This window comes from Kineococcus sp. G2 (genome assembly GCF_037154035.1).
In the GTDB taxonomy this organism is placed as follows: domain Bacteria; phylum Actinomycetota; class Actinomycetes; order Actinomycetales; family Kineococcaceae; genus Kineococcus.
Genome location: NZ_JBBBEM010000040.1, coordinates 1 through 26,478, shown reverse-complemented (window position 1 = coordinate 26,478; position 26,478 = coordinate 1). Strand labels below are relative to the sequence as shown.

Here is a 26,478-nt window from a genome sequence, read left to right as displayed (position 1 = left end):
AGCAGCAGCAGCGGGCGACGGTGCGGCTCAGCCGGCCGGGGTGAGCACGAGCAGGGGCTTCGCGCCCCGGGGGGTGTCGCCCAGCAGTGCCACCAGGGTCCCGTCCGGCGCGAAGGCCGCCACCGGACCCTCGTGCCCCGAGGCCGCGGAGAACCCGCCGTGGGAGACCGCACCGGCCTCGGCCGCGTCGAGGTGGCGCACGGGGAACAACCGCCGGGCCACGTCTGCCAGCGGGGTGACGGCGGGAGCCTGCTCGACCTCGGCCAGCGTGCGCGCCTCCGCGAGGGTGAACGGCCCCGAGCGGGTGCGGCGCAGCGCCGTCAGGTGTCCGCCGACGCCGAGGGCGGCACCGAGGTCGCGCGCCAGCGCGCGCACGTAGGTGCCGCTGGAGACCTCCACCACCACGTCCAGGTCCAGGAAGGTCCCCTCCTCGCGACGGGCGAGCACCTCGAACCGGGACACGGTCACCGGCCGCGGCGGCAGCTCGACGGCCTCACCGCCGCGCACCCGGGCGTAGGAGCGCTTCCCGTCGACCTTGATGGCGCTGACGGAGCTGGGCACCTGCTGCAGGTCACCGGTCAGGGCCGCCACCGCCGCGGCGACCGCGTCCGGGCCCAGCCCGGTGGCGTCCGCGGGCTCCCCCACCGGCTCACCCTGCGCGTCGTCCGTGGTCGTCGCCAGTCCCAGGCGCACGGTGGCGGTGTACGCCTTGTCGTGCGCCACCAGGTGCGCCAGGAACTTCGTGCCCCGGTTGGCGCCCAGCACGAGCACCCCGGTGGCGGCGGGGTCCAGCGTGCCGGCGTGGCCCACGCGACGGGTGCCCAGCAGGCGCCGGCAGCGCCCCACCACGTCGTGGCTGGTCCACCCCGCCGGCTTGTCGACGACGAGGATCCCGTCGCCCACCTGCGGGCGCCCGGCGCCCGGCGCCGGAGCGCTCAGGGCAGCGGGCGGTCGCCGGGGGCGCCGCCGTCCTCGTCGGAGTCGCCGAGCTCGTCTTCGTCGGAGTCGCCGAGCTCGTCTTCGTCGGAGTCGCCGAGCTCGTCCTCGTCGAGCTCGTCGTCGTCGAGCTCGTCGTCGTCCTCGTCGAGGTCGTGCTCGACGGGCTTCTTGTACGGGTCCGCCTCGCCGGCGGGCTGCGCCGAGGCCGCCAGGGCCGCCACGCGGGCGTCCTGCTCGGCGGCCGCGCGCAGCAGCTCCTCGATCTGCGTGGCCGTCTCGGGGACCTCGTCGGTCGCGAAGGTCAGCGTCGGGGTCAGCCGCACGCCGGTGCGCCTGCCGACCTCCGAGCGCAGCACGCCCTTGGCGCTCTCCAGGGCCGCCGCGGTGCCGGCGCGCTCCTCGTCGCTGCCGAAGACCGTGTAGTAGAGCGTCGCGTGCTGCAGGTCGTTGGTGACCCGGGCGTCGGTGATGGTGATGAACCCCAGGCGGGGGTCCTTCACGCGCTTCTCGAGCGCCTCGGCGACGACGACCTTGATGCGGTCGGCGAGCTTGCGGGCGCGGGTGGGGTCCGCCACGGGACTTCCCTCCTGGAGGTGCTCAGTCGTCCGACGACAGGAACTGCCGCCGGGTGGAGAGGATCTGGAACTCGGGGTGCGCCGCCACGAGGCGCTCGCAGCGGTCGAGCACCTCGGTGCAGCGCGCCGCGTCGGGAGCGACGACGGCCACGGCCACCTCGGTCCGCCGGTGCAGGTCGAGGTGACCCGTCTCGGCGGCGGCGACGTCGAAGCTGCGGCGCAGTTCGGCGACGAGCGGCCGCACGAGGCTGCGCTTGCCCTTGAGCGAGTGGACGTCGCCCAGGAGCAGGTCGAACGTGAGCGTTCCTGTGTGCATCGGTGTGGGGCGCGTCCGGGCGGGGACCCTGCTGGGTCCCCGCCCGGACGACTTCGCTCAGGCGGCCTCAGCCGCGCGGCTTCTCCTGCATCTCGAACGTCTCGATGACGTCGTCGACCTGGAGGTCGTTGTACGAGCCGAGGCCGATACCGCACTCGTAGCCCTCGCGGACCTCGGTGGCGTCGTCCTTGAACCGTCGCAGCGACTCGATGGTGAGGTTGTCCCCGTGCACCACACCGTTGCGCAGCACGCGCGCCTTGGTGTTGCGCCGGATGAGACCGGACCGGACGAGGCAGCCGGCGATGTTGCCGAACTTCGAGGACCGGAAGACCTCGCGGATCTCCGCGGTGCCCAGCTGGACCTCTTCGAACTCCGGCTTGAGCATGCCCTTGAGCGCGCTCTCGACGTCCTCGATCGCCTGGTAGATGACCGAGTAGTACCGGACGTCGACGCCCTCGCGGTCGGCGTACTCCTTCGTCTGCTGCTCGGGCCGCACGTTGAACCCGATGATGATCGCGTTCGAGGCGACGGCGAGGTTGACGTTGTTCTTCGTCACCGCACCGACACCGCGGTCGATCACCCGCAGCTCGACCTCGTCACCGACGTCGATCTTCAGCAGCGCGTCCTCGAGGGCCTCGACCGAGCCCGCACCGTCACCCTTGAGGATGAGGTTGAGGGTCTCGACCTTGCCCTGCTCGAGCGCCTTGGTGAAGTCCTCCAGCGAGATGCGCTTGCGCGCCTTCGCCAGGGCCGCGTTGCGCTCCTGCGCCTCGCGCTTCTCCGCGATCTGCCGGGCCGTCCGGTCGTCCGGGGCGGCCAGGAACGTGTCGCCGGCACCGGGGACGGACGTGAGCCCGAGCACCTGCACCGGACGCGACGGGGTCGCCTCCTCGACGTTGTCACCGTTCTCGTCGAGCATCGCGCGGACGCGGCCGTAGCCGGTGCCGGCGACGATCGCGTCGCCGACCCGCAGGGTGCCCGACTGCACCAGGACGGTCGCCACCGGGCCGCGGCCCTTGTCGAGGTTGCCCTCGATGGCGACGCCGCGGGCGTCCTTGTCGGGGTTGGCGCGCAGGTCCAGCGAGGCGTCGGCGGTCAGCAGGACGGCCTCGAGGAGGTTGTCCAGGCCCATGCCCTGCTTCGCCGAGACCTCGACGAACATCGTGTCGCCGCCGTACTCCTCGGCCACCAGGTTGTACTCGGTGAGCTGCTGCCGGACCTTGTCCGGGTTGGCGCCCTCCTTGTCCACCTTGTTGACCGCGACGACGATCGGGACGTCGGCCGCCTGGGCGTGGTTGAGCGCCTCGATGGTCTGGGGCATCACGCCGTCGTCGGCCGCGACCACGAGGATCGCGATGTCGGTCACCTTGGCACCACGGGCACGCATGGCGGTGAACGCCTCGTGACCCGGGGTGTCGATGAAGGTGATCGGCCGCTCGACACCCTCGTGCTCCTTGACGACCTGGTAGGCGCCGATGTGCTGCGTGATGCCACCGGCCTCCTTCGCCACGACGTCGGAGGAGCGGATGGCGTCCAGCAGCTTCGTCTTGCCGTGGTCGACGTGACCCATGACGGTCACGACCGGCGGACGGGCCTCGAGCTGCTCGTCGCCCTCGGCCTCCAGCTCGGCGTCGAGGTCGATCGAGAACCCGGCCAGGAGCTCGCGCTCCTCGTCCTCCGGGGAGACGACCTCGATGACGTAGCCGAGCTCGCCACCGAGGAGCTGGAAGGTGTCCTCGTCCAGCGACTGGGTCGCCGTGGCCATCTCACCGAGGTGGAACAGCACGGTGACCAGCGCCGCGGGGTCGGCGTCGATGCGCTCGGCGAAGTCGCTCAGCGAAGCGCCGCGGCGGATGCGCACGACGGTCGAACCGTCACCGCGACGGACCGACACGCCCCCGACCGAGGGCGCCTGCATCGCCTCGTACTCCTGGCGCTTCGCGCGCTTGGACTTGCGGCCCTTGACGGGACGGCCACCGGCGCGGCCGAAGGCGCCCTGGGTGCCGCCGCGGCCACCGCGGCCGGGACCACCCGGACGGCCGGCGAAACCGCCGCCACCGGCACCGGCACCGGGACCACCCGGACGGCCGCCGAAACCACCGCGGCCACCACCCGGGCCGCCACGACCCGGAGCACCACCGCGACCGGCGGGAGCACCGGGACGGCCCACGGTCGGGCGCGCCGGCATCATGCCGGGGTTCGGGCGCGGGCCACCGGGGCGGGGGCCACCGGGGCCGGGCGCACCCGGACGGGGACCACCGGGGCCGGCCGCACCCGGACGGGGACCGCCCTGCGGGCGCGGCATGCCCTGGCTGTTCGCGAACGGGTTGTTGCCCGGGCGCGGGGCACCGGGGCGCGGCATGCCCTGGCTGGTCGCGAACGGGTTGTTGCCCGGGCGCGGGGCACCGGGGCGGGCGCCGCCCGCACCGGCACCGGGACGGCCGCCCTGAGCCGGACGGTCACCGCGGTCGGGACGCTCCCCGCGGTCAGGGCGCTCCCCGCGGTCGGGGCGTTCGCCGCGCGGGCGCTCACCACCGGGGGCGGGGCGCTCGCCGCGCTCCGGCGGACCGGGGCGACGGGCGGCGGGGCCGGCGGGGGCACCGGGACGGGCGCCCGGGGTCGCCGGGCCACCGGGACGCGCACCGGGGCGCGGACCGGAACCGGGACCACCCGCGGCGGGCGGGGTGGACGGGCGCGGACCGGCGGGAGCCGGACGCGACGGGCCGGGCGCCGCCGGCCGCTGCTGCGGCGAGGCGGGTGCGGCCGGCGGGGGCGCCTGGAAGGCGGGGACCACCGGCGCGGTCGGCTCGGGAGCCGGGCCGGGCGTGGGCGCCGGGCCCGGTGCGGGCGCGGACGGTGCACCGCCACCGGCCGCCGGAGCGGCGGGCGCGGACGGTGCGGGAGCCGCGGGCGTGGGCGCCGCGGGCCGCGCGGGCCCCGGGCGAGCGCCCTGGGGCAGGCGCGGACCCGGCTTCACAGCCGGGGTGGGACGCGCGCCACCGGAGGCGCCGTCCGCGGGGAACTTGTCCTTCAGCCGGCGGATGACCGGCGGCTCGACGGTCGAGCTCGCCGAGCGGACGAACTCGCCCATCTCCTTGAGCGTCGCCAGCACGACCTTGCTCTCGACTCCGAACTCCTTGGCGAGTTCGTAGACCCGGACCTTTGCCACATCTCTCCTGTCTCGGTCCGGGCCACCTCTACCGGGCGCGGACCGTCGTCAGTCGTCGGGGTTCATCTGCACGAGCTCATCGGGTGCTCATCAGCTGTTCGACCCGTTCTCATCGGTGGTGGTGGACACGACAGCGCCGGTGGGCGGCTCCAGGTGGGAGCGGACGCCGGAGGTGTCGAGGGGACCGGGGCGTCGCAGCGCGCGGGGCAGGGCCCGCCGCTTCTCCGCCCGGTCCAGGCAGGCGGTGCTGTGGTGCAGCCACGCCCCCCTGCCGGGAAGCCGCCGCCGCTCGTCGACGAGGACCTCGTCCCCCTCGGCCGACGCGACGACCCTCAGCAGTGCAGACCGCGCACCCTTCCGACGACAACCCACGCACGTCCGCGCGTGTTCCACGTCCGCGCTCGGGGAGGCGGGGCGGACAGCGGGGGTGGTGGGTCGCCGGCGGGCGGGGCCGGCCTCAGCGAGTGTCACGATGGGAACAGTGTAGCGCCGCCCCGCGCTCGGGCGGGTCGCGGGACCCGCGCCGGCCTCAGCGGGGTGCCGGACCGGGTTCGCGCCGCTCCCGGGCGCCCTCGTCCCCGGCGGCGGTGTCGGGCCGGATGTCGATGCGCCAGCCCGTGAGCTTGGCGGCCAGCCGGGCGTTCTGGCCCTCCTTGCCGATCGCCAGCGACAGCTGGTAGTCGGGGACGACCACCCGCGCGGAGCGCGCCTCCGCGTCCACGACCTCCACCGACGTCACCCGCGCCGGCGACAGGGCGCTGGCGACGAACCGCGCCGGGTCGTCGCTGTGGTCGACGATGTCGATCTTCTCACCGCGCAGCTCGGCCATGACGGCTCGCACGCGCTGCCCCATCGGCCCGATGCACGCGCCCTTGGCGTTGATCCCCTGGCGCGTGGCGCGCACGGCCATCTTCGTGCGGTGCCCGGCCTCCCGGGACAGCGCCGTGATCTGCACGGTGCCGTCGGCGATCTCGGGCACCTCCAGCGCGAAGAGGCGGCGCACCAGGTTGGGGTGCGAGCGCGAGAGGACGACCTGCGGACCCTTGGGGCCCTTCTTGACGCTGACGACGTAGCAGCGCAGCCGGCTGCCGTGGCGGTACTCCTCCCCCGGCACCTGCTCCGCCGGGGGCAGCACGCCCTCCAGGGCCCCCAGGTCCACCTGGACCACCCTGGGGTCGCGGCCCTGCTGCACGACGCCGGAGACGATGTCGCCCTCCGTGCCGGCGTACTCGCCCAGGACCTGCTCGTCGGCGGCGTCGCGCAGGCGCTGCAGGATCACCTGGCGCGCGGTCGTGGCGGCGACGCGCCCGAAACCGGCGGGGGTGTCGTCGTACTCGCGCACCACGGCGCCGTCCTCGCCGCGCTCGGCGGCGAGGACCCGCACCTCGCCGGTGGCGCGGTCCAGCTCCACGCGCGCGTGCCGCTGCGCACCCTCGGTGTGCTGGTAGGCGATGAGCAGCGCCTGCTCGATCGCGCGCACCAGCGCCTCGAACGGGATCTCCCGCTCCCGCTCCAGCAGCCTCAGCGCCGCCATGTCGATGTTCACCGCTCGCCCTCGCGTCCCGCGTCGTCCTGCGCGCCCGGCTCGCCGCCGGGCTCGTCCAGCTCGTCGTCCAGCTCGTCGTCCAGCTCGCCCGCGCGCTCCTCGTCGCCGGTGGGGCGGCGGAACTCCACCTGCACCTCGCCGCGCACCAGCTCGGCGAACGGCACCGGGAGCGCCACCCCCACGTCCTTGGCGCGCGGCGGGCGGCCCTTGACCGGCTGCGGCTCCAGCCGCAGCAGCACACCGTCCGCGTCGACCGACTCCACGCGCCCCAGCAGCGCACCGCCGTCCGCCAGCACGGCGCGCACCAGTCGGCCGCGGGCGCGGGACCAGTGCCGCGGGGTGGTCAGGGGGCGCTCCACCCCCGGGGAGGTGACCTCCAGCGTGTAGGGCGCGTCCCCCAGCGCGCTCGAGGAGTCCAGCGCCTCGGAGACCGCCGCCGAGACCGCGGACACCGCCTCGAGGTCGACCTCGCCCGGCTCGTCACCGGCCAGGTCCACCACCACGCGCACCACGCGCCGGCGGCCGGCCGTGGAGACCGCCACCTCCTCCAGCGCCAGGCCGGCGGAGCGGCGCTCGTCGGCGAAGACGGCCTGCAGCACCCCGGTCACGGTCTCGTCCAGCGACGGCACGACCGCCCCTCCCCTGTTCTCGACGCCCTGCGCGCGCGAGCGGCGGGTGGGCCTCGGGGCCCGCCCGCCGCTCGCGACGACGACTGCCCAGGGTATCCCGGCGCACCGCCGTCCTCCGACCGCGCGCGTGGGAGCATCGCGGGGTGCCCACCCCGCTCCCGCCCGCCGCGCGCACCCCGGCCCGGCAGCGGGTCCCGGGGCGCCGCGCGGTCCTCGGGCTGCTGCTGGCCGCGGCCGGTGCGCCGGTGCTGGCCGGTTGCGGCGTGCGCTGGGTGAGCGGTGACGAGCCGACGCCGTCGCCCACCCCCGGCCCGGACGACGTCGCCCGCGCGGCGGCCGCCGCCGACGCCCGTGCGCTGCTGGCGCTGGCGCTGCCCCTCGCCCCCGCGGGCGGGACGGCGGCACCGGCCGCGGTGCAGCGGTCCGCGACGGCGGTCGTCGACGCCTGCACCGCGCACCTGCGGGCCCTGGGCGGCCGGGCCGCGGCCGCCTCCGTCAGCCCGCCGACCGGCACCGGCGAAGCGGACGCCCTCGTCGGCGCTCTCGCGGCCGCGGCCACCGGCGCCCTGGCCGCCGTCCCCGGCGACGTGGGTGGCGGCATGGCCCGGCTGCTGTGCGCCGTCGGCGCCTCCCGCTCGCTGCTGGTGGACGTCGTCGCCGCGGCCGCCGGGACGGCGACGCCGCCGGTGGACCTGCCGGCGCTCCCCGCAGCGGTGCCCCCCTCGGCGGGGGCACCGCGGGGCGCCGCCGCGGACGGCGACGCCTCCGCGCAGGGCGCTGCGGGCAGCACCGCGCAGGACACGGCTGCGACCGAGGCGCTGCAGGAGGTGCTGGCCGGTGAGCACGCGGCGGTGTGGTGCTTCGGCCTGATCGCCGCCCGCCTCGACGGGGAGCCGCGGGAGCGGGCGGTGGCCGCGATCGCCGCCCACCGCGACGCGCGCGACGACGTCACCGCCCTGCTGCGGGCGCGCGGCGCCGAGCCGGTCGGTGCGCAGGCCGCCTACGACGCCGCCGCCCCCACCCCGCAGGCCGCTACCCTCCTGGCCGCCTCGGTGGAGGAGCGGCTCGCCGCCGTGCACGCGGACCTGGCGGCCGCCTCGCGCACCGACCGGGCGCTGGCCGCCGCCGGGGTGCTGCGCTCGGCCCGGGCCGCGCGCGGCTGGGGCGGGACCACGACGAACTTCCCGGGACTGCCGGGCGTCGGCGAGGACGGGTCGCCGCTGCCCGCCGCGGCGGAACCGCCCGCGTCCCCCACCGCCCCGGCGGCCTCGGCTTGAGCGGCGACGCCCCACCCGCCCTCGCGGCCGGCGGGGCGGCTGCGAGACTGGACCCCGACATGAGCGCACCCGAAGGACCCGCGACGGCCGGCCGGCCGTTGCGGATCATGACCTGGAACGTCTGGTGGCGCTTCGGCGACTGGCGGGCGCGGCGCGAGGCCATCCTCACCGTCCTCGCCGAGCACCGGCCCGACGTCGTGGGCCTGCAGGAGGTCTGGGCCGCCGCCGGCCCCGACGGGGAGGACCTCGCGCACTGGCTCGCCGAGCGCCTGGGCATGGTGGCCGCCTTCTCGCCGTCCCCGCAGCCCGGCCGGTGGCAGCGGCGCCTGTCCCCGCACGACCCCGACGCCGGCGAGTTCGGGTTCGGCAACGCCGTGCTCAGCCGCTACCCGCTGCTGGAGCAGCGCGTCCTGGAACTGCCCGCGGGAGGGCACGAGGACGAGGGCCGCACCGCCCTGCAGGTCCTCGTGGACACCCCCCGGCGGCCGCTGCCGTTCACCACCACGCACCTGAACTCCTCCCCGGCCGAGTCGGCGGTGCGCGTGGCGCAGGTGCGCGCCCTGGTGCCGTTCGTGGCGGCGAGCAGGCGTCGCGGCGAGCGCTACCCGCCGGTGCTGACCGGCGACTTCAACGCGGTGGCGTCCTCCGACGAGCTGCGCCTGGCCCGCGGCTACGAGACGGCCGGGCCCGTGGAGGGCTTCGTGCTCGTGGACGCCTGGCGCTTCGCCGACCCCGCCGACCCCGGGCTGACGTGGGACCGGCGCAACCCGTGGGTGGCGCGGGTGCACCAGCCCAGCGCGCGCATCGACCACGTGCTCGTCGGGCTGACCCCGTTCAGCGGGGAGGGCGCGGTGCGCACCGCGCGGCTGGTGGCGACCGAGCCGGTGGACGGGGTGTGGGCCTCCGACCACGCCGCGGTGCTCGTCGACCTGGAGCCCTGAGCCGGCTCCCCGGGGGCACCGGGCCGGGGTGCGGACCACGCCGGTCCGCCGGACGATCGGGACGTGAGCACCGCTTCCGCCCTGCCCCGCTCCGCCGGCCGCTCCCCCTCCCGGGACGGGCTGCGCCGGGCGGTCGTCGCCGCGGGGGCGGTGGTCGCCGTGGTGGGCTCGGCCGTCGGCTCCGGCGCCTTCGGCGGCACCCCGATCGCCGAGGCGGCGGGAGGCGCGCTGTCGGCCGACGCGACGCTCGTGGCCCCGGCCGGCCCGGCGTTCGCGATCTGGAGCGCGGTCTACGCCGGGCTGGTGGCCCTGGCGGTGTGGCAGCTGCTGCCGGCGCACGCCCGGGACGCGCGCCAGCGGGTGACCGGCTGGTGGGTGGCGGCCTCGCTGCTGCTGAACCCGGCGTGGATCGCCACCGTGCGGGCCGGGCGGGTCGGCGCCTCGGTGGTCGTCATCACCGCGCTGCTGGTGGTGCTGGTCGTCACCTTCGGCCGGCTGGTGGCCTCGCGCCCGTCCGGCCCGGTGGAGGCCGTCGTCGTCGACGGCACCGTGGGCCTGTACCTGGGGTGGGTGAGCATCGCGACGGTGGCGAACGCGGCGGCGTGGCTGAAGCAGGCCGGGCTGACGGCCGCGGAGCCGGCGTGGGCGGTGGTGGTGCTCGCCGTCGCGGCGGCGGTGGGGGTGTTCACCGCGGTCCGCTCGCGCGGCCGCCTGGCGTTCGGGGCGGCGCTGACGTGGGGTCTGGGCTGGGTGTGCGCCGGGCGGCTGTCCGGGCCGGACGCCTCCACCGCGGCGGCGCTCGCCGCCGGTGCGGCCGCGGCGGTGGTCGCGGGGACCACCGCCGCGGCGCGGCTGCGCGCGCGGCGGAGGTGAGGGTCAGCCGCGCACGGCGGCGGTGACGGCCGGCACGGCCTCGGCCAGCGGCACCTGACGGGCCTCACCGCTGCGGCGGTCGCGCAGCTCCACGACGCCCTCGGCCAGGCCCTTGCCGACCACGAGGATCGTGGGCACGCCGATCAGCTCGGCGTCCTTGAACTTCACGCCGGGCGAGACCTTCGGGCGGTCGTCCAGCAGGACCTCCACCCCGTCGGCCTGCAGCTGCGAGGCGATGCGCTCGGCGGTGGTGAACACCTCGGGGTCCTTGCCGGTGGCGACGACGTGCACGTCGGCCGGGGCCAACCCGCGCGGCCACACCAGGCCCTTGTCGTCGTGGTTGCCCTCGGCGACGGCGGCCAGGGCGCGGGTGACGCCGATGCCGTACGAGCCCATCGTGACCACGACCTGCTTGCCGTTCTCGTCGAGCACCTTCAGGTCCAGGGCCTGCGCGTAGCGGCGGCCGAGGGCGAAGATGTGGCCGATCTCGATGCCGCGCGCCAGCTCCAGGGGGCCGGAACCGTCCGGGGCGGGGTCGCCGGCGCGGACCTCGGCGGCCTCGACGAACCCGTCGCCGGTGAAGTCGCGGCCGGCGACGAGGTCGAAGACGTGCTTGCCGGGCTGATCCGCCCCGGTGATCCACCGGGTGCCCTCCACGACGCGCGGGTCCAGCAGGTAGCGGATGCCGGAGGCGGACTCCTCGCCCAGGGCGCCGGGGCCGATGTACCCCTTGACCAGCGCCGGGTGCGCGGCGAAGTCGTCCTCCCCGAACGCCTCCAGCTCGGCGGGGGCCAGGGAGGCCTCCAGTCGCTTGAGGTCCACCTCGCGGTCGCCGGGCACGCCCACGGCCAGCGGCTCACGCGTGCCGTCGGGGTGGCGCAGCACCACCAGGACGTTCTTCAGGGTGTCGGCGGCCGTCCAGGCGCGGTCCGGGCGCGGGTGGGCGGCGTTCGCCGCGGCCACCAGGGTCTCGATGGTGGGGGTGTCCGGGGTGTCCTCCACGTGCGCGGCGGGGGCGTCGTCGAACGGCACGGCCGGCGGGACCGGTGTGGTGACGGCCTCGACGTTGGCGGCGTACCCGCCGGGCGAGCGCACGAAGGTGTCCTCGCCGATCGGGGTGGGGTGCAGGAACTCCTCGCTGCGCGAGCCGCCCATGGCGCCGGAGACGGCGGAGACGACGACGAAGTCCAGCCCGAGGCGGGTGAAGACGCGGACGTAGGCGTCGCGGTGCTTCTCGTAGGAGGTCTCCAGGCCGGCGTCGTCGACGTCGAAGCTGTAGGAGTCCTTCATGACGAACTCGCGGCCGCGCAGGACACCGGCGCGGGGCCGGGCCTCGTCGCGGTACTTCGTCTGGATCTGGTAGATCGACAGCGGCAGGTCCTTGTACGAGGAGTACAGGTCCTTCACCAGGAGCGTGAACATCTCCTCGTGCGTCGGCGCCAGCAGGTAGTCGGCGCCCTTGCGGTCCTTCAGGCGGAACATGCCGTCGCCGTACTCGGTCCAGCGGTTCGTCGCCTCGTACGGCTCGCGCGGCAGCAGCGCCGGGAAGTGGACCTCCTGGAAGCCGGCGGCGTCCATCTCCTCGCGCACCACGGCCTCGACCCTGCGCAGCACCTTCAGGCCCAGCGGCAGCCAGGTGTAGATGCCGGGCGCGGCGCGGCGGACGTACCCGGCCCGCACCAGCAGCTTGTGGCTGGCGACCTCGGCATCGACCGGGTCCTCCCGCAGGGTCCGCAGGAACAGCGTCGACATCCGCATCAGCACGCCCGGCAGCCTATCCGCGTCCGGGCGCGCGCCCGGCCGGGTGCTGCGCGGTCAGAACAGGACGGTGGCGAAGGTGCCGACCTCGCGGAAGCCCACGCGGCGGTAGGCCGCCAGCGCCTTGGTGTTGTAGTCGTTGACGTACAGGGAGACCACGTCCACGCCCTCGGCGCGGGCGGCCCGCACGACCGCCGCCATGCCCGGGGAGGCCAGGCCCTCACCGCGCCGGTGCGGCGGCACCCAGACCCCCTGCACCTGCACCACCTTCGGCGAGACGGCGCCCAGCTCGGCCTTGAAGACGACCTCCGGTCCGGCCGGTCCCGGGTCGACGCGCACGAAGGAGCGGCCGGTGGAGACCAGCTCGGCGACGCGGGCGCGGTAGGCGCCACCGCCGTCGGGCGGGGCGGGCGCGTAGCCGATCTCCTCGGTGAACATCGCCACGCAGGCGGGCACCACGAGGTCGAGCTCGCGCAGGGTGGCGCGGCGCACCGCGGGGTCGGCGGCCACGGCCGGCTCGCCGTCGCACACCATCAGCGGCTGGCGGGCGCGCACCTCGCGCACCCCGCGCCAGTGCCGCTCCAGGCGCTGCCACAGCGCCAGCACGGGCTCGGCGGGGCCGACCAGGGAGGAGCAGCGCCGCCCCTGGGCGCGGGCCTGCGCGGCGAACGCGTCCAGGGCGGCCGGCGTCGCCTCGACCGGCACGAGGTTGGCGCCGGCCCAGCAGGCGGACACCAGCTCACCGCCCTCGAACCAGCCCCACACCTGCCCGCCCAGGTCGGTACCGGGCCGGGCCACCAGGCCGAGCACCCGCGCGGAGACGAAGAGGTTGGCGACCGGGTCGCGCTCGCACAGCCGCAGCAGGGCAGGAGCGTCGGCGCCGGTGAGGACGCGCAGGGTCCCGGGCGCTGCGGACCCCGCGGACGTGGCCGCGGACGGGGACGGGTGCACCCCGGCATCCTGTCGCGCGGGGGGCGAGGCGTCCACGCGACCCCCGCCGCGGCCCCCCGCCGCGCCCCCACCGCACGGGGCCGGCCGTCAGCCGACGGTGACGGTCGGGCTGCCCGCGGCGGCGTCGTCGGCCGGCTCGCCCATCTCGGCGGCCAGCCGGTTCGCCTCCTCGATGAGGGTCTCGACGATCGCGTGCTCGGGGACGGTCTTGATGACCTCGCCCTTGACGAAGATCTGCCCCTTGCCGTTGCCGCTGGCCACGCCCAGGTCCGCCTCGCGCGCCTCACCGGGGCCGTTGACGACGCAGCCCATGACCGCCACCCGCAGCGGCACGCTCATGCCCTCCAGCCCCTCGGTGACGGCCTCGGCCAGGGAGTAGACGTCCACCTGCGCCCGCCCGCAGGAGGGGCAGGAGACGATCTCCAGCTTGCGCGGGCGCAGGTTCAGCGACTGCAGGATCTGGATGCCGACCTTGACCTCCTCAGCGGGCGGGGCGGACAGCGAGACGCGGATGGTGTCGCCGATGCCCTTGCTGAGCAGCGCCCCGAAGGCGGTGGCGGACTTGATGGTGCCCTGGAAGGCGGGACCGGCCTCGGTGACACCCAGGTGCAGGGGCCAGTCGCCGCGCTCGGAGAGCAGCTCGTAGGCCCGGACCATGACCACCGGGTCGTTGTGCTTGACGGAGATCTTGAAGTCGTGGAAGTCGTGCTCCTCGAAGAGGGACGCCTCCCACACGGCGGACTCCACCAGCGCCTCGGGCGTGGCCTTGCCGTGCTTCTGCATCAAGCGCGGGTCCAGGGAACCGGCGTTGACGCCGATGCGGATCGAGACGCCGGCGTCCTTCGCCGCCTGCGCGATCTGCTTGACCTGGTCGTCGAACTTGCGGATGTTGCCCGGGTTCACGCGCACGGCCGCGCAGCCGGCCTCGATGGCGGCGAAGACGTACTTGGGCTGGAAGTGGATGTCCGCGATGACGGGGATCTGCGACTTCTTCGCGATGATCGGCAGGGCCTCGGCGTCGTCGGCGCTGGGGCAGGCCACGCGCACGATGTCGCAGCCGGTCGCGGTCAGCTCGGCGATCTGCTGCAGGGTGGCGTTGATGTTCGTCGTCGGCGTCGTCGTCATCGACTGCACCGAGATGGGCGCGTCGCCGCCGACGTCGACCGAGCCCACCTTGATCTTGCGCGTCTTGCGGCGCGGGGCCAGGACGGGCGGCGGCAGGGCGGGCAGACCGAGGCTCACAGTCACGCGCTCCAGTATCGACCCGCGCGGCGGTCCCGACGACCACGGGCGCCGGCGTCCACCGGGGCGCCACCGACCGTTCACGCGACGCGGACCCCGGGAGGCCGGACCCGGGGGCGTTGCGGCGGCCCCTCAGCCGAGGGTGACGGGCCGGACGATGTCGGCGTACAGCAGCAGCGCGCTCATCCCGATGAGCACCAGGGACACCCCGTACGCCAGCGGCATCGCCTTGGCCACGTCCACCGGTCCGGGGTCGGGCCGCCCGCGCAACCGGAACAGCGCCTTCTTCAGCACCTCCCACAGGGCGCCGGCGATGTGCCCGCCGTCGAAGGGCAGCAGCGGGATCATGTTGAAGACGAACAGCGCCACGTTCAGCCCGGCCAGGAGCGAGACGAGCCGGGACGTGCGCTCGGCGAGCTCGTCGCCGGGGATGATCGCGGGCCGCGCGTTCAGCTCCCCGGCGATGCGGCCGATGCCGACCACGCCGATGGGCCCGTTCGGGTCGCGCGCCTCGCTGCCGAAGGCGGCCTGCGCCACGTCCACCAGCCGCTGCGGCAGCCGCAGCACGATGTTCGCCACACCGGCGACCTGCCCGGCCACCACGGCCGGCACCTCGGCCAGCGGCGTGCGCACCACCGCGATGCTCGGGGAGACGCCGAGGAAGCCGACCTCCTCCACCGCACCGGTGGGCTCGCCGGTGCGCTCGTCCAGCACGGCGCGCCGCGTGAGCACGGGGGTGGCGGTCAGCTCCACCCGGCGCCCGTCGCGCTCGACGACGACCTGCACCGTTCGCCCGCCGGAGGCCCGGATGAGGTCTGAGAGCTGCTCCCAGCCGGTCACCTCCCGCCCGGCGAACGACAGGACGGTGTCACCGGGCTGCAGGCCGGCCCGCGCGCCGGGCGCCGGCGGGTCGTCCGGGCCGCACTCGGAGGCGGTGGTCCCGGCCGGCAGCACGCACTGCGAGACGGAAGAGACGGTGGGCACCAGCCCGGGTGCGCCGATGGCGCTGGCGGCCACGGCGGTGAGCACCAGCGCCAGCACCAGGTTGACGAACGGGCCGCCGAACATGATCGCGATGCGCTTCGCGACGGGCAGCCGGTAGAAGGTCCGGTGCTCCTCCCCCGGGCCGACCTCCACGAAGCTGGCCGCCCGGGCCTCCTCGGCCATCAGGGCCCAGCGTCCCGTCGAGCTCGCCCGCACCCGCCCCGGCTCGTCCCCCGGCTGCGGGGGGAACATCCCGATCATGCGGATGTAGCCGCCCAGCGGGATCGCCTTCACGCCGTACTCGGTCTCGCCCCGCCGGCGGGAGAACAGGGTGGGCCCGAAGCCGACCATGTACTGGGTGACCTTCACGCCGAAGCGCTTGGCCGGCAGCAGGTGGCCCACCTCGTGCAGGGCGATGGACACCGCCACGCCGACGGCCGCCACGAGGATCCCGACGACCCAGAGCAGGACCTCGCTCACGCCGCCGCGCCCGTCAGCTCGCGGGCGCGGGCGCGGGCCCAGTCCTCGGCGGCCAGCACGTCCTCCACGTCGCGCGGGTCACCGCCCGGGCAGTGCTCGCCGACGACGCGGGCGACCGTGTCGACGATGCCGAGGAAGGGCAGGCGCCCGGCGTGGAAGGCGGCCACGCACTCCTCGTTGGCGGCGTTGAGGACCGCCGGGACGGTGGAGCCGCGCCGGCCGGCCTCGCGCGCCAGGTCCACCGCCGGGAACGCGGCGGTGTCCAGCGGCTCGAACGTCCAGCTCGCCGCCCGCGTCCAGTCCACGGCGGCCGCCGCCCCCGGCACGCGCCGCGGCCAGCCCAGCCCCAGAGCGATCGGCAGGCGCATGTCCGGCGGGGAGCACTGGGCCAGCGTGGAGCCGTCGGTGAACTCCACCATCGAGTGCACCACCGACTGCGGGTGCACCACGACCTCGATCCGCTCGTAGCCGACGCCGAACAGCAGCGAGGCCTCGATGACCTCCAGGCCCTTGTTGACCAGCGTGGCGGAGTTCGTCGTGACGACCGGCCCCATCGACCAGGTGGGGTGCGCCAGGGCCTGCTCGGGCGTGACGCCGGTCAGCTCGTCGCGGGAACGGCCCCGGAAGGGACCACCGCTGGCGGTGAGCACCAGCCTGCGCACCTCCCCCGCGGCGCCGCCGCGCAGGCACTGCGCCAGGGCCGAGTGCTCGGAGTCCACCGGCACCACCTGACCGGGGGCCGCGGCGCGGGTGACCAGCGGGCCGCCGGCCACCAGGGACTCCTTGTTCGCCAGCGCCAGGGTGCGCCCGGCGGCCAGCGCCGCCAGCGTCGGGCGCAGCCCCACCGAGCCGGTCATGCCGTTCAGGACCACGTCGCAGGGGTGGGCCGCCGCCTCGGCGGCCGCGTCGGGGCCGGCCAGCACCCGCGGCACCCGGCCGGGGCGGCCGGCGGCGCGCGCGTGCACCGCCAGCGCCTCGCGCAGCGGCGCCTGCGCCTCCGGCCGGGCCACGGCCACGAGCGCCACGTCGTGCTCGACGGCCTGGCGGGCCAGGGCGTCCACGTCCGCGCCGCCGGCGGCCAGCGCCACCACGCGGAAGCGCTCCGGTGCGGCGGCGACCACGTCCAGCGCCTGGGTGCCCACGGAGCCGGTGCTGCCCAACAGCACCACCTCGCGCACCGGCTCCGGCGACGGTCCGGAGGGGGCGTGGCCGGCCGGGGCCGGGGCGGGCGCGGCGGGCGGCGGCTCGGTGCTCACCGGGTCATTCTGACCGGGCCCCGCAGCGGCGCGGGACCGGCCTTTCCCCTCCGGTGGCCGCGCGGGGCTCCGTCATCGGTCAGGATGGTCCGAGCGCACCGCTCCACGGGAGGACAGCCGACATGCCCGCCAGCCACCGCCGCCGGACCCGACGCCGGACCCGAGGCCTCACCGCGGCCCTCGCGGCCCTCGCCACCGCACCCGCGGTCCTGACCGGCGCCGCGGCGTCGGCGTCGACGGGTTCGGCCGGTGCAGCGGAGCTGCTCTCGCGCTCCGACGGCGCCGCGCAGGCGTCGGCCCTGGAGTACTGGACACCGGAGCGGATGGCCGCCGCGCTGCCCGCGTCCGCCGACGTGGACGCCGCAGCCCTGGCGCCGGCCCCTGCGAGCGGTGCGGGCGCGGCCGACACGGCGAGCGGCGACCCGCAGCCGCCCGCGGACGCGGTGCGCACGCTGGCGGCGGAGGGGCTCCCGTCCGTCGTGCGCCGCCAGCGCGGCACCGCCGACGTCGTCACCGGCGACGCGGTCAGCGTCGCCACGCCGTGGAGGGGCGAGCCGGCCGTCACCCCGAAGATCGGCCGGCTCTACTTCACGCAGGGCGGGCTGCCGTACGAGTGCTCCGCCAGCAGCGTGCGCTCGGGCAACGAGAGCGTCGTGGTCACGGCCGGGCACTGCCTGACGGAGCGGGGCCGGACCTCCGAGAACGTCATCTACGTCCCCGGCCTCGACGGCGCCGCCGAGCCGTACGGCCGCTGGCCCGCGGTACGCACCTTCACCACCGCCGAGTGGCTCCAGGAGGACCAGGAGACGCCCGCCGCCCTGAACCACGACGTCGGCTTCGTGGTGGTCGGACGGCACGACGGTGCCACCCTGGCCGACACGACAGGCGCCCTGGACATCGCCTTCGGCGCCGCCCTGGACCGGGTGACCGTCTTCGGCTACCCCGCCGCCGGCCGCAGCGGGGACGGGTACACGCTGCAGCACTGCACCGGCTGGCGCTTCCCCGACGCCGGCGGCACCAGCGACCACGGGACCCTGTGCGACATGGGCGGCGGCTCCAGCGGCGGGCCGTGGCTGTCCGGCTTCGACCCCGTGGTCGGCACCGGCACCGTCACCTCCGTGGTCAGCTTCAGCTACAGCGCCGCTCCCGAGCGCCTCTACGGCCCCCGCCTGGGCGACGTGGAGCGGGCGCTGCACGAGCAGGCCGCCGCGGTGCCGGTGCCCTGAGCGACCCGGGCCCGCGGGGCGCAGCGCGTAGCTTCACCCCGTGGCCCTGGACCCGCACGACCTGCCCCCCGCCGCGCTGGACTTCCTGCGCGAGCGGCACCTGGCGACCCTGACGACCCTGCGCGCGGACGGCTCGCCGCACGTGGTGCCCGTGGGGTTCACCTTCGAGCCGGCGACGCTGACGGTGCGGGTGATCACCTCGGGGACCTCGCGCAAGGCCGCGCACGCCCGCCGCGGCACGCGCGCCGTGCTGGCGCAGGTCGACGGGCGCCGCTGGCTCGCGCTGGAGGGGGCGGCGCGGGTGCTGACGACGCCCGAGGACGTCGCCGACGCCGAGCGGCGCTACGCCGAGCGCTACCGCGTGCCCCGCGCCAACCCGCAGCGCGTCGTGGTCGCCGTCGCCGTGGACCGGGTGCTGGGGTCGGTGCCGCCCTGGGACTGAAACCCCCGGCCGTCGACGGCGCCGGGCGGCACCCCGTCAGGGCTCGTGGGAGACCATGAGCTCCACGACGCGGTCGAGGAACGCGTCCACGGGCGCTTCCCGGTACGCGCGGCGGCCCCGGCGCGGCCGGAACAGCGCGCAGCGCACGTCCTCCGGCTCCAGGCGGGCGCGGCCGGCGTACCTGTCGGCGAGCAGGGCGCACAGGGCGTCCACGTCGGAGGGCCGGTAGCCGCGGCGCAGTCCGCGGGCGCGGGGGAACCGCTCACCGTCCGGCTCGTCCAGCCGCCCCAGCACGGCGGCGTTCAGCGCGGCGTGCCGCTGGGCCCACTGCCCCTGCCCCGGGCCCGAGAGCGCCCGCACGCGCTCCAGCCGGGCCAGCCGGTCCTCCAGCCGCGCGAGGGCCTCGTCGGTGGCGGCCACGTCGTAGCCGCCGAACTGGGAGCCGAACCCCACGGCGCGCACCTGCGCCGAGCCGAGCCGGCGGGCGGGCACGGCGCGCGCGGCGTGCTCGAGGAAGGCGTCGACGTCGGCGACGCGGTACCCGCGCCGCCACCGGCTCGTGCGGGGCGGGCGGCGCCCGAGCGCACCGGTCCGCTCCCCGCGCTCCTCGAGCTCCTGGGTCACCGCAGCACCCCCGGCGCAGGAGCCCCGCTCACGCGCGCGGCTGCTCGGGGGCGACCGCGGCGAGCTGGCCGCAGGCGCCGTCGATGTCGCTGCCGCGGGTGTCGCGCACGGTGGTGGGGATGCCGCGGGCCTCCAGGGCCGCGACGAAGGCCCGCTCCACCGCGGGGTCGCTGGCGGTCCACTTCGAGCCCGGGGTGGGGTTCAGCGGGATGGGGTTGACGTGCACCCAGCCGCGCCCGCGGGCGTTGAGCAGCTTGCCGAGGCGGTCCGCGCGCCACGCCTGGTCGTTCACGTCGCGGATGAGGGCGTACTCGATGCTGACGCGCCGGCCGGTGGCGTCGAAGTAGCGCCGGGCCGCGTCGAGGGCCTCGGCGACCTTCCAGCGGCGGTTGACCGGCACCAGGTCGTCGCGCAGCTCGTCGTCGGGCGCGTGCAGGCTCAGGGCCAGGGTGGCGGGGATCCCCTCGGCGGCGAACCTGTCGACGGCCGGCACCAGTCCGACGGTCGACATCGTCAGCCCTCGCGCGGAGATGCCCACGCCGTCCGGGGCGGGGGCGGTGAGCCGGCGCACCGCGGCGACGGCCGAGCGGTAGTTCGCCAGCGCCTCCCCCATGCCCATGAAGACGACGTTGGAGACGCGGCCGGGGCCGCCGGCGACCTCACCGCGGGCCAGGGCGCGCGAGGCCGCCAGGACCTGCTCGACGATCTCGGCGGTGGACAGGTTGCGGGTCAGCCCCGCCTGACCGGTGGCGCAGAAGGGGCAGTTCATGCCGCAGCCGGCCTGGCTGGACACGCACAGGGTGTCGCGGTTGCGGTAGCGCATCAGGACCGACTCGACGAGCGCCCCGTCGTGCAGCCGCCACAGCGTCTTGACGGTGGTGCCGCCGTCCGCGGTGAGGGTGCGCACGGGCGTGAGCAGGGTGGGCAGCAGGGCGTCGGCGATGCGCCGCCTGCTGGCCGACGGCAGGTCGGTCATGCGCTCCGGGTCGTCCTCCAGCCGCTCGAACCACTGGGTGGCCAGCTGGCGGGCGCGGAACGGCTTCTCGCCCAGCTCGGCGAGCGCGGCGGCGCGCTCCCCGGGTTCCAGGTCGCTGAAGTGGCGCGGCGGCTTGCCGCGGCGCGGCGCCGTCATCACCAGCGCGCCGGGGCTCGCGGGCGCCAGCGGCAGCGGGCGGCGGTCCGCGTCGCGGGCGAAGTCCTGGCTGAAGTCCTGCGGGGCGTCCTGGGGGGTGTCCGCCGCGGCGGCGGGGGCGGGAGGAGTCGGCATGGTCCTCCCATGGTAAGGCGCCCGCGCACCGCCCCCGCGGCCCGCGAGCGGTGCGGGGACGGCCCTCAGGAGCCGAGCAGGGCGAGCAGCAGCAGGTGCACGACGGGCGCGGTCGGCAGCAGCGAGTCGAGCCGGTCCATCACCCCGCCGTGGCCGGGCAGCAGGTCGCCCATGTCCTTGATGCCCAGGTCGCGCTTGAGCATGGACTCCGACAGGTCGCCCAGGACCGCGACCGCGACCGTCACCAGGCCCAGCAGCAGGCCGCCCCACCACGGCCCGCCGAGCATGAGGGGCAGGCACACCGCACCGAGCACGGCGCCGGTCAGCAGGGAACCCGCCGTGCCCTCCCAGGACTTCTTCGGGCTGACCGAGGGCGCCATGGGGTGCTTGCCGAGGAAGACGCCCGCCGCGTAGCCGCCGACGTCGCTGGCCACCGCGAGCAGCACGAACAGCAGCACCCGCCAGGGACCGTCCGGGGCGGCGAGCATGAGCATCGCGAACGAGCCCAGCAGCGGCCCGTAGGACACGATGAAGACGCCGCCGGCGACGTCGCGCACGGCCGGCACCTCGACCGAGCTGCCGTGGTCGCCGCCGGTGTCCACCACCCGCCAGACGATCACCGCGAGGACCGTCAGGGCGTACGCGACCAGCAGGGTCTCGCCGCCGCCGAGGTAGGCGCCGGGCAGCATGGCGAGGGTGCCCACCACGGGAGGCAGCAGCGGCACCCGCAGGTGGTGGGCGCGGAAGGCCCGGACCACCTCGACCGTGCCGTACAGCACGGCGGCGGAGGCGAGGACGACGAACGCCTCCGGACGCACGAACAGGCTCAGCAGCAGCAGCGCGCCGAGCGCGACCCCCACGCCGGCGGCGGCGGGCAGGTTGCGCCCGGCACGGGGAGCGCGCGCGGCGCCGGTGGCCGCGTCGGGTGCGGGCGCGTTCACACCGCCAGGAGTTCCGCTTCCTTGTTCTTCAGCAGGTCGTCGACGACCTCGACGTGCTTCCTCGTCGTGGCCTCGAGGTCCTTCTCGGCGCGCGCGACCTCGTCCTCGCCGGCCTCACCGTCCTTGACGATGCGGTCCAGCTCCTCCTTGGCGCGACGGCGCACGTTGCGCAGGGACACGCGCGCGTCCTCGGCCTTGGTGCGGGCGAGCTTGATGTAGTCCTTGCGCCGCTCCTCGGTCAGCTGCGGCAGCACCACGCGGATGACCTGGCCGTCGTTGCCGGGGTTGACCCCCAGGTCGGAGTTGCGCAGGGCCTTCTCGATCTCGCCCATGGCGCCGCGGTCGAACGGCGTGATGAGCACCGAGCGGGCCTCCGGGATCTGGAAGGAGGCCAGCTGCTGCAGCGGCGTCGGCGCGCCGTAGTAGTCCACGAGGACCTTGTGGAACATCGCAGCGTTCGCCCGGCCGGTGCGGATGGCGGCGAAGTCCTCCTTGGCGACGTCGATCGCCTTGTCCATCTTCTCCTCGGCCTCGAGGAGGGTGTCGTCGATCACGGTGGTCCCTTCGTCCTGCTCCGGCGCGTGACGGTGGCCGCGGTGAGCGGCGGGCCCGGAGGGCCCGGCGCTGCTCAGCCGGCGGTCACCTGCGTGCCGATCCTCTCACCTCGCAGCGCGCGCGCCACGCCCTGGCCCTCCATGCCGAAGACGACCATCGGCAGGCCGTTGTCCATGCAGAGGCTGAAGGCGGTCGTGTCCACCACGCGCAGCCCCTGCTGCAGCGCCTGCGCGTAGGTGATCTCGTCGATCCTGGTGGCGGTGGGGTCCTTGCGCGGGTCGCCCGTGTAGACGCCGTCGACGCCGTTCTTGGCCATCAGGACCGCGTCGGCGCGCACCTCCAGGGCCCGCTGGGCGGCCACGGTGTCCGTGGAGAAGTACGGCATGCCCGCGCCCGCGCCGAAGATGACCACGCGGTTCTTCTCCATGTGCCGGATGGCGCGGCGCGGGATGTACGGCTCGGCGACCTGCCCCATGGTGATGGCGGTCTGCACGCGGGTGTCCACGCCGGCCTGCTCCAGGAAGTCCTGCAGCGCCAGGGCGTTCATCACCGTGCCCAGCATGCCCATGTAGTCGGCGCGGCTGCGCTCCATGCCCCGCTGGGACAGCTCCGCCCCGCGGAAGAAGTTGCCGCCGCCGACGACGATGGCGACCTGCACGCCCATCTTGACGCCGGCGGCGATCTCGCGGGCCGCCTGGGCGATCACGTCGGGGTCCACGCCCACCGAGCCGTTGCCGAAGAACTCCCCCGACAGCTTCAGCAGGACCCGGCGGTACTTCGGCGCGGGCTGGACCGTGCCGGCCTCCAGGTCGACGGTCAGGCTCGGCTCGGTGGTGTCCGGCACGCGGGTCTCCTCACTGCGGGGGTCGGCTCTTCGGAAGTGTGCCGCACGGGCGCGTGCGGGACGGCACGCGCCGGCGGTGCGCTGGTCCGGACGGGTGCGGGGTGCTCCGGACGCGCGAACGGGGCGGGAGGACCGGAGGTCCGCCCGCCCCGCGGTGGGACGTCTCAGGCGCCGACGCGGATGCGGGCGTAGCCCGTCACCTTCACGCCCGCACCGTCGAGCAGCTTGGTGATCGTCTGCTTGGGGTCCTTGGCGAACGGCTGCTCCAGCAGGACGTTGTCCTTGAAGTAGCTGTTGACGCGCCCCTCGACGATCTTGGGCAGGGCGGCCTCGGGCTTCTTCTCCTCGCGCGCGGTCTCCTCGGCGATGCGGCGCTCGTTCTCCACCGTCTCGGCGGGGACCTCGTCGCGGCTGAGGAAGATCGGCGACATGGCCGCCGCGTGCATGGCGACGTCGCGGCCCAGCTCGTCGTTCGCCGAGTCCAGCGCCACCAGCACGCCGATGGTCGGCGGCAGGTCGCTGGCGGTCTTGTGCAGGTAGGAGGACACGTGCGCGCCCTCCACGCGGGCCACGCGGTTGACGACGATCTTCTCGCCGATCGTCGCGTTGGCCTCGTCGAGCACCTCCTGGACGGTCTTGCCGTCCAGGTCGGAGGCGAGCAGGGCCTGCGCGTCGGCGGCACCGGTGGCCACGGCCTGCTGCAGGACGCGGTCGGCCAGCTCGATGAACCGCTCGCCCTTGGCGACGAAGTCCGTCTCGCAGTTGACCTCGACCAGCACGCCCACGCCGCCGTCGACGTGCGCGGCCACCAGACCGTTGGAGGCGTCGCGCCCCTCGCGCTTGGTGACGCCCTTCAGGCCCTTGATGCGCAGCAGCTCGACGGCCTTGTCGAAGTCGCCCTCGGACTCCACGAGCGCGTTCTTGCAGTCGAGCATGCCCGCGCCGGTCATCTCGCGCAGCTTCTTGACGTCAGCGGCGGTGTACGCAGCCATCGGTCCTTCTCCTCCTGGGGTGTCGGGACGATCTCGAGGTGGGTGGGGCCGGACGCACGGACGCCCCGGGCCGCTGCCGGCCCGGGGCGTGCGCGGTCAGGCCTGGGTGCTGGCGCCGACGGTCTGCGAGGGAGCTTCGGCCTCGGTGGGCTCGTCGCCGGAGAGGGCGACGGCCTCGGCGTCCTGGCCGGTGGCGGCGGCGGCCGCGGCGGCCTCCGGGCGGTCCGAGCCCTCGGCGGTGGCGATGCTCTCGGAGCCGCCGGACTGGATGTTCTCGCTGCCGGCGAGCAGGTCCTGCTCCCAGGCGGCCAGCGGCTCGGCGTCGGTGGTGCTGCCGCCGCCGTGGCGGACCTGCAGGCCGTCCGCGACGGCGTCGGCGATGACGCGGGTCAGCAGCGTGACGGAGCGGATCGCGTCGTCGTTGCCGGGGATGCGGTAGTCGACGTCGTCCGGGTCGCAGTTGGAGTCCAGGATCGCCACGACCGGGATGTTCAGCTTCTTGGCCTCGTCGACGGCGAGGTGCTCCTTGTTGGTGTCGACGATCCACACCGCGGACGGCACCTTGGACATGTCGCGGATGCCGCCGAGGGTCTTGTCCAGCTTCTCCTTCTCCCGGCGCAGGACCAGGAGCTCCTTCTTCGTCAGGCCGGAGCCGGCCACGTCGTCGAAGTCGACCTCCTCGAGCTCGCGCAGGCGCGCGATCCGCTTGGAGACGGTGGAGAAGTTGGTGAGCATGCCGCCCAGCCAGCGCTGGTTCACGTAGGGCATCCCGACGCGGCGGGCCTGCTCGGCGATGGGCTCCTGCGCCTGCTTCTTCGTGCCGATGAACAGGATCGAGCCGCCGTGGGCGACGGTCTCCTTGACGAAGTCGTAGGCGCGGTCGATGAACGACAGCGACTGCTGCAGGTCGATGATGTAGATGCCGTTGCGCTCCGTGAACAGGAAGCGCTTCATCTTCGGGTTCCAGCGGCGCGTCTGGTGCCCGAAGTGCACACCGGACTCGAGCAGCTGGCGCATCGTCACGACGGCCATGGGTGGTCCTCCTCGTGCCGGCCCCCGCGGCGGGGGCCGATCGGTTCTCCGCGGCGGACCGGGCGATCCCCCGCGCCTGGCCCCCGGCAGCTCACCCCGACCGCCGGGGCGCGGCGGACCGAGAGGGGTGGCTCCGCGCGACGCGGGTAGCGGGGGCGCGGTGTCACGCCGACCGCGCCCCCCCGCGGGGAAGAGCGCGCACGACGTGCCCGCCTAGTCTACGGCTCGTGAGCACCGGTCTCGACCGCGGTGGTGTCGTGCAGCGCATGCGCCGCTTCGGCCCCACCATCTTCGCCGAGATGTCGGCGCTGGCGCAGCGCACGGGGGCGGTGAACCTGGGGCAGGGCTTCCCCGACACCGACGGCCCGGCCTCGCTGCTCGCCGACGCCGCCGAGGCGATCCGCACCGGGCGCAACCAGTACCCGCCGGGCACGGGCGCGCCCGAGCTGCTGACCGCCGTCGCCGAGCACCAGCGCCGCTTCCACGGCGTCGAGCTGGACCCGGACACCCAGGTGCTGGTGACCGCCGGCGCCACCGAGGGCGTCGCCGCGGCCGTGCTGGCGCTGGCCGAGCCCGGCGACGAGGTCGTCGTGCTCGAACCCGCCTACGACTCCTACGCCGCGGTGATCGCGCTGGCCGGCGCGGTGCAGCGCTCGGTGGCGCTGCTGCCCCCCGCGGACGGCTCCGGGCGCTTCGCGCTGGACCTCCAGGGCCTGCGCGCCGCCTTCTCCCCCCGCACCCGCCTGGTGCTGCTGAACTCACCGCACAACCCCACCGGCACCGTCCTGACCCGGGAGGAGCTGAGCGCGGTGGCCGACCTGGCCGCCGAGCACGACGCCGTCGTCGTCACCGACGAGGTGTACGAGCACCTCGTCTTCGACGGCGCCCGGCACGTGCCCCTCGCCACCCTGCCCGGGGCGGCGGAGCGGACGCTCACCGTCTCCTCCGCCGGCAAGACGTTCTCGGTGACCGGCTGGAAGATCGGCTGGGTCACGGGCCCGGCGCACCTGGTCGCGGCCGTGCGCACCGTCAAGCAGTTCCTCACCTACTCCGGCGGTGCGCCGTTCCAGCCGGCCGTGGCCCGGGCGCTGGGACTGGGCGACGGCTTCTACCGGGACCTGGCCGCGGACCTGCAGCGGCGCCGGGACCTGCTGCGCGAGGGGCTGGTGGCGGCGGGCTTCGCGGTGGGCGTGCCGGAGGGCACCTACTTCGCCGTGGCCGACCCGCGGCCGCTGGGGTTCGACGACGGCACCGCCCTGTGCCGCGCCCTGCCGGAGCTGGCGGGGGTCGTGGGGGTGCCGGTGGCCGCGTTCTGCGCGCCGGGGGGGCCTGCCGCGCGGGCCGCGCAGCCGCTGGTGCGCTTCACGTTCTGCAAGTCCGACGCGGTGCTGCTGGAGGCCTGCGAGCGGCTGCAGGCGCTGCGGCCGCGGTGAGCGCGGCGCGCGACGACGTGCGCTCGGCCCTGGAGGCCGAGCGCACCGCCGCCCTGGAGCGCGTCGCGGCCCTGGAGCGCGAGCTCGCCAGCGCCCTCGAGGTCGCCGCCGAGGGCGGCGCCGACGACGAGCACGACCCCGAGGGGGCCACCACGGCGTTCGAGCGCGCCCAGGTGGCCGCCGTGC

Annotated in this window: 25 protein-coding genes and 1 pseudogene; 7 read left to right on the top strand and 19 right to left on the bottom strand. The window is 75.7% G+C overall.

Annotation, left to right across the window (positions count from 1 at the left end):
- Window positions 1-27 precede the first annotated feature (27 nt).
- From truB to rimP, 7 genes are all read right to left on the bottom strand, one after another.
- Window positions 28-939 (bottom strand): tRNA pseudouridine(55) synthase TruB, encoded by a 912-nt coding sequence (truB, locus tag V9U69_RS07870; RefSeq protein ID WP_442907670.1) that lies wholly within the window; start codon window positions 937-939, stop codon window positions 28-30.
- Window positions 936-1,514: a 30S ribosome-binding factor RbfA gene (rbfA, locus tag V9U69_RS07865; protein WP_337060980.1), complete on the bottom strand. Its 579-nt coding sequence runs from the start codon at window positions 1,512-1,514 to the stop codon at window positions 936-938. Before rbfA ends, truB begins: the two co-directional genes overlap by 4 nt.
- Window positions 1,515-1,536: 22 nt before the next feature.
- Window positions 1,537-1,830 (bottom strand): DUF503 domain-containing protein, encoded by a 294-nt coding sequence (locus V9U69_RS07860; RefSeq protein WP_337060978.1) that lies wholly within the window; start codon window positions 1,828-1,830, stop codon window positions 1,537-1,539.
- A 67-nt stretch (window positions 1,831-1,897) separates the two neighbouring features.
- Window positions 1,898-4,999, bottom strand: a complete 3,102-nt coding sequence (gene infB / locus V9U69_RS07855; RefSeq protein ID WP_442907667.1) for a translation initiation factor IF-2 — start codon at window positions 4,997-4,999, stop codon at window positions 1,898-1,900.
- Window positions 5,000-5,089: 90 nt separating this feature from the next.
- Window positions 5,090-5,371 (bottom strand): YlxR family protein, encoded by a 282-nt coding sequence (locus V9U69_RS07845; RefSeq protein WP_337060976.1) that lies wholly within the window; start codon window positions 5,369-5,371, stop codon window positions 5,090-5,092.
- Window positions 5,372-5,528: 157 nt separating this feature from the next.
- A complete protein-coding gene (gene nusA, locus V9U69_RS07840; protein ID WP_337060975.1) occupies window positions 5,529-6,545 on the bottom strand; it encodes a transcription termination factor NusA in 1,017 nt (338 codons plus the stop codon).
- Window positions 6,542-7,174, bottom strand: coding sequence for a ribosome maturation factor RimP (gene rimP / locus V9U69_RS07835; protein ID WP_337060974.1), 633 nt, complete (start codon window positions 7,172-7,174; stop codon window positions 6,542-6,544). Before rimP ends, nusA begins: the two co-directional genes overlap by 4 nt.
- A gap of 143 nt (window positions 7,175-7,317) precedes the next feature.
- Here rimP and V9U69_RS07830 point away from each other — a divergent pair, with 143 nt between their 5' ends.
- From V9U69_RS07830 to V9U69_RS07820, 3 genes are all read left to right on the top strand, one after another.
- Complete coding sequence (locus V9U69_RS07830) at window positions 7,318-8,451, top strand: DUF4439 domain-containing protein (RefSeq protein WP_337060973.1); 1,134 nt, start codon at window positions 7,318-7,320, stop codon at window positions 8,449-8,451.
- Window positions 8,452-8,510: 59 nt separating this feature from the next.
- Window positions 8,511-9,392 (top strand): endonuclease/exonuclease/phosphatase family protein, encoded by an 882-nt coding sequence (locus V9U69_RS07825; protein WP_337060972.1) that lies wholly within the window; start codon window positions 8,511-8,513, stop codon window positions 9,390-9,392.
- 63 nt (window positions 9,393-9,455) lie between these two features.
- Window positions 9,456-10,265 (top strand): TspO/MBR family protein, encoded by an 810-nt coding sequence (locus tag V9U69_RS07820; protein WP_337060971.1) that lies wholly within the window; start codon window positions 9,456-9,458, stop codon window positions 10,263-10,265.
- A 3-nt stretch (window positions 10,266-10,268) separates the two neighbouring features.
- Here the strand turns inward: V9U69_RS07820 and V9U69_RS07815 are convergent, their stop codons facing one another.
- The 5 genes from V9U69_RS07815 to dxr all read right to left on the bottom strand — a co-directional run bounded on the left by V9U69_RS07815 (window position 10,269) and on the right by dxr (window position 16,936).
- Window positions 10,269-12,029, bottom strand: a complete 1,761-nt coding sequence (locus V9U69_RS07815) for a proline--tRNA ligase (protein ID WP_442907666.1) — start codon at window positions 12,027-12,029, stop codon at window positions 10,269-10,271.
- Between the two features lie 51 nt (window positions 12,030-12,080).
- Window positions 12,081-12,974 (bottom strand): GNAT family N-acetyltransferase, encoded by an 894-nt coding sequence (locus V9U69_RS07810; protein ID WP_337060970.1) that lies wholly within the window; start codon window positions 12,972-12,974, stop codon window positions 12,081-12,083.
- Between the two features lie 87 nt (window positions 12,975-13,061).
- The gene (ispG, locus tag V9U69_RS07805) at window positions 13,062-14,222 is read right to left on the bottom strand and encodes a flavodoxin-dependent (E)-4-hydroxy-3-methylbut-2-enyl-diphosphate synthase (RefSeq protein ID WP_337060969.1); all 1,161 of its coding nucleotides are present in this window, start codon (window positions 14,220-14,222) and stop codon (window positions 13,062-13,064) included.
- Window positions 14,223-14,348: 126 nt separating this feature from the next.
- Window positions 14,349-15,680: a M50 family metallopeptidase gene (locus V9U69_RS07800; RefSeq protein ID WP_337060968.1), complete on the bottom strand. Its 1,332-nt coding sequence runs from the start codon at window positions 15,678-15,680 to the stop codon at window positions 14,349-14,351.
- Window positions 15,677-16,936, bottom strand: coding sequence for a 1-deoxy-D-xylulose-5-phosphate reductoisomerase (dxr, locus tag V9U69_RS07795; RefSeq protein ID WP_337060967.1), 1,260 nt, complete (start codon window positions 16,934-16,936; stop codon window positions 15,677-15,679). The genes V9U69_RS07800 and dxr overlap by 4 nt, the downstream gene beginning before the upstream one ends.
- Before the next feature lie 122 nt (window positions 16,937-17,058).
- On the opposite strand from dxr, the gene V9U69_RS07790 reads away from it, so the two are divergent.
- Both V9U69_RS07790 and V9U69_RS07785 read left to right on the top strand, forming a co-directional pair.
- The gene (locus V9U69_RS07790; RefSeq protein WP_337060965.1) at window positions 17,059-18,162 is read left to right on the top strand and encodes a trypsin-like serine peptidase; all 1,104 of its coding nucleotides are present in this window, start codon (window positions 17,059-17,061) and stop codon (window positions 18,160-18,162) included.
- Window positions 18,163-18,202: 40 nt separating this feature from the next.
- Window positions 18,203-18,604 carry a pyridoxamine 5'-phosphate oxidase family protein gene (locus V9U69_RS07785; RefSeq protein WP_337060964.1) on the top strand — a complete coding sequence of 134 codons (402 nt, stop codon included), beginning with the start codon at window positions 18,203-18,205 and terminating at the stop codon, window positions 18,602-18,604.
- Window positions 18,605-18,640: 36 nt separating this feature from the next.
- Here the strand turns inward: V9U69_RS07785 and V9U69_RS07780 are convergent, their stop codons facing one another.
- From V9U69_RS07780 to rpsB, 7 genes are all read right to left on the bottom strand, one after another.
- Window positions 18,641-19,228, bottom strand: a complete 588-nt coding sequence (locus tag V9U69_RS07780) for a DivIVA domain-containing protein (RefSeq protein WP_337060963.1) — start codon at window positions 19,226-19,228, stop codon at window positions 18,641-18,643.
- A gap of 28 nt (window positions 19,229-19,256) precedes the next feature.
- Window positions 19,257-20,360: a 23S rRNA (adenine(2503)-C(2))-methyltransferase RlmN gene (gene rlmN, locus V9U69_RS07775; RefSeq protein ID WP_337060994.1), complete on the bottom strand. Its 1,104-nt coding sequence runs from the start codon at window positions 20,358-20,360 to the stop codon at window positions 19,257-19,259.
- Between the two features lie 200 nt (window positions 20,361-20,560).
- Window positions 20,561-21,436 (bottom strand): phosphatidate cytidylyltransferase, encoded by an 876-nt coding sequence (locus V9U69_RS07770; RefSeq protein ID WP_337060962.1) that lies wholly within the window; start codon window positions 21,434-21,436, stop codon window positions 20,561-20,563.
- Window positions 21,433-21,990: a ribosome recycling factor gene (frr, locus tag V9U69_RS07765; RefSeq protein WP_242129577.1), complete on the bottom strand. Its 558-nt coding sequence runs from the start codon at window positions 21,988-21,990 to the stop codon at window positions 21,433-21,435. Before frr ends, V9U69_RS07770 begins: the two co-directional genes overlap by 4 nt.
- A 74-nt stretch (window positions 21,991-22,064) precedes the next feature.
- Window positions 22,065-22,811, bottom strand: coding sequence for a UMP kinase (pyrH, locus tag V9U69_RS07760; RefSeq protein WP_442907669.1), 747 nt, complete (start codon window positions 22,809-22,811; stop codon window positions 22,065-22,067).
- Between the two features lie 188 nt (window positions 22,812-22,999).
- Window positions 23,000-23,827: a translation elongation factor Ts gene (tsf, locus tag V9U69_RS07755; protein WP_337060961.1), complete on the bottom strand. Its 828-nt coding sequence runs from the start codon at window positions 23,825-23,827 to the stop codon at window positions 23,000-23,002.
- Window positions 23,828-23,923: 96 nt separating this feature from the next.
- Entirely contained in the window at window positions 23,924-24,859 is a 936-nt protein-coding gene (gene rpsB, locus V9U69_RS07750) for a 30S ribosomal protein S2 (protein ID WP_337060960.1), read from the bottom strand.
- A gap of 266 nt (window positions 24,860-25,125) precedes the next feature.
- Between rpsB and V9U69_RS07745 the strand changes: the two genes are divergently transcribed.
- Complete coding sequence (locus V9U69_RS07745) at window positions 25,126-26,292, top strand: pyridoxal phosphate-dependent aminotransferase (protein WP_442907668.1); 1,167 nt, start codon at window positions 25,126-25,128, stop codon at window positions 26,290-26,292.
- Window positions 26,289-26,478, top strand: a pseudogene (locus V9U69_RS07740) (TraR/DksA family transcriptional regulator); the annotation flags it as partial. The gene V9U69_RS07745 and the pseudogene V9U69_RS07740, both read left to right, overlap by 4 nt.

Coding starts and splice junctions, on each gene's coding strand:
- rlmN (WP_337060994.1), bottom strand. CDS start 20,360: ATGACGGCGCCGCGCCGCGGCAAGCCGCCGCGCCACTTCAGCGACCTG.
- V9U69_RS07790 (WP_337060965.1), top strand. CDS start 17,059: ATGCCCGCCAGCCACCGCCGCCGGACCCGACGCCGGACCCGAGGCCTC.
- rpsB (WP_337060960.1), bottom strand. CDS start 24,859: ATGGCCGTCGTGACGATGCGCCAGCTGCTCGAGTCCGGTGTGCACTTC.
- V9U69_RS07825 (WP_337060972.1), top strand. CDS start 8,511: ATGAGCGCACCCGAAGGACCCGCGACGGCCGGCCGGCCGTTGCGGATC.
- V9U69_RS07745 (WP_442907668.1), top strand. CDS start 25,126: ATGCGCCGCTTCGGCCCCACCATCTTCGCCGAGATGTCGGCGCTGGCG.
- tsf (WP_337060961.1), bottom strand. CDS start 23,827: ATGGCTGCGTACACCGCCGCTGACGTCAAGAAGCTGCGCGAGATGACC.
- V9U69_RS07860 (WP_337060978.1), bottom strand. CDS start 1,830: ATGCACACAGGAACGCTCACGTTCGACCTGCTCCTGGGCGACGTCCAC.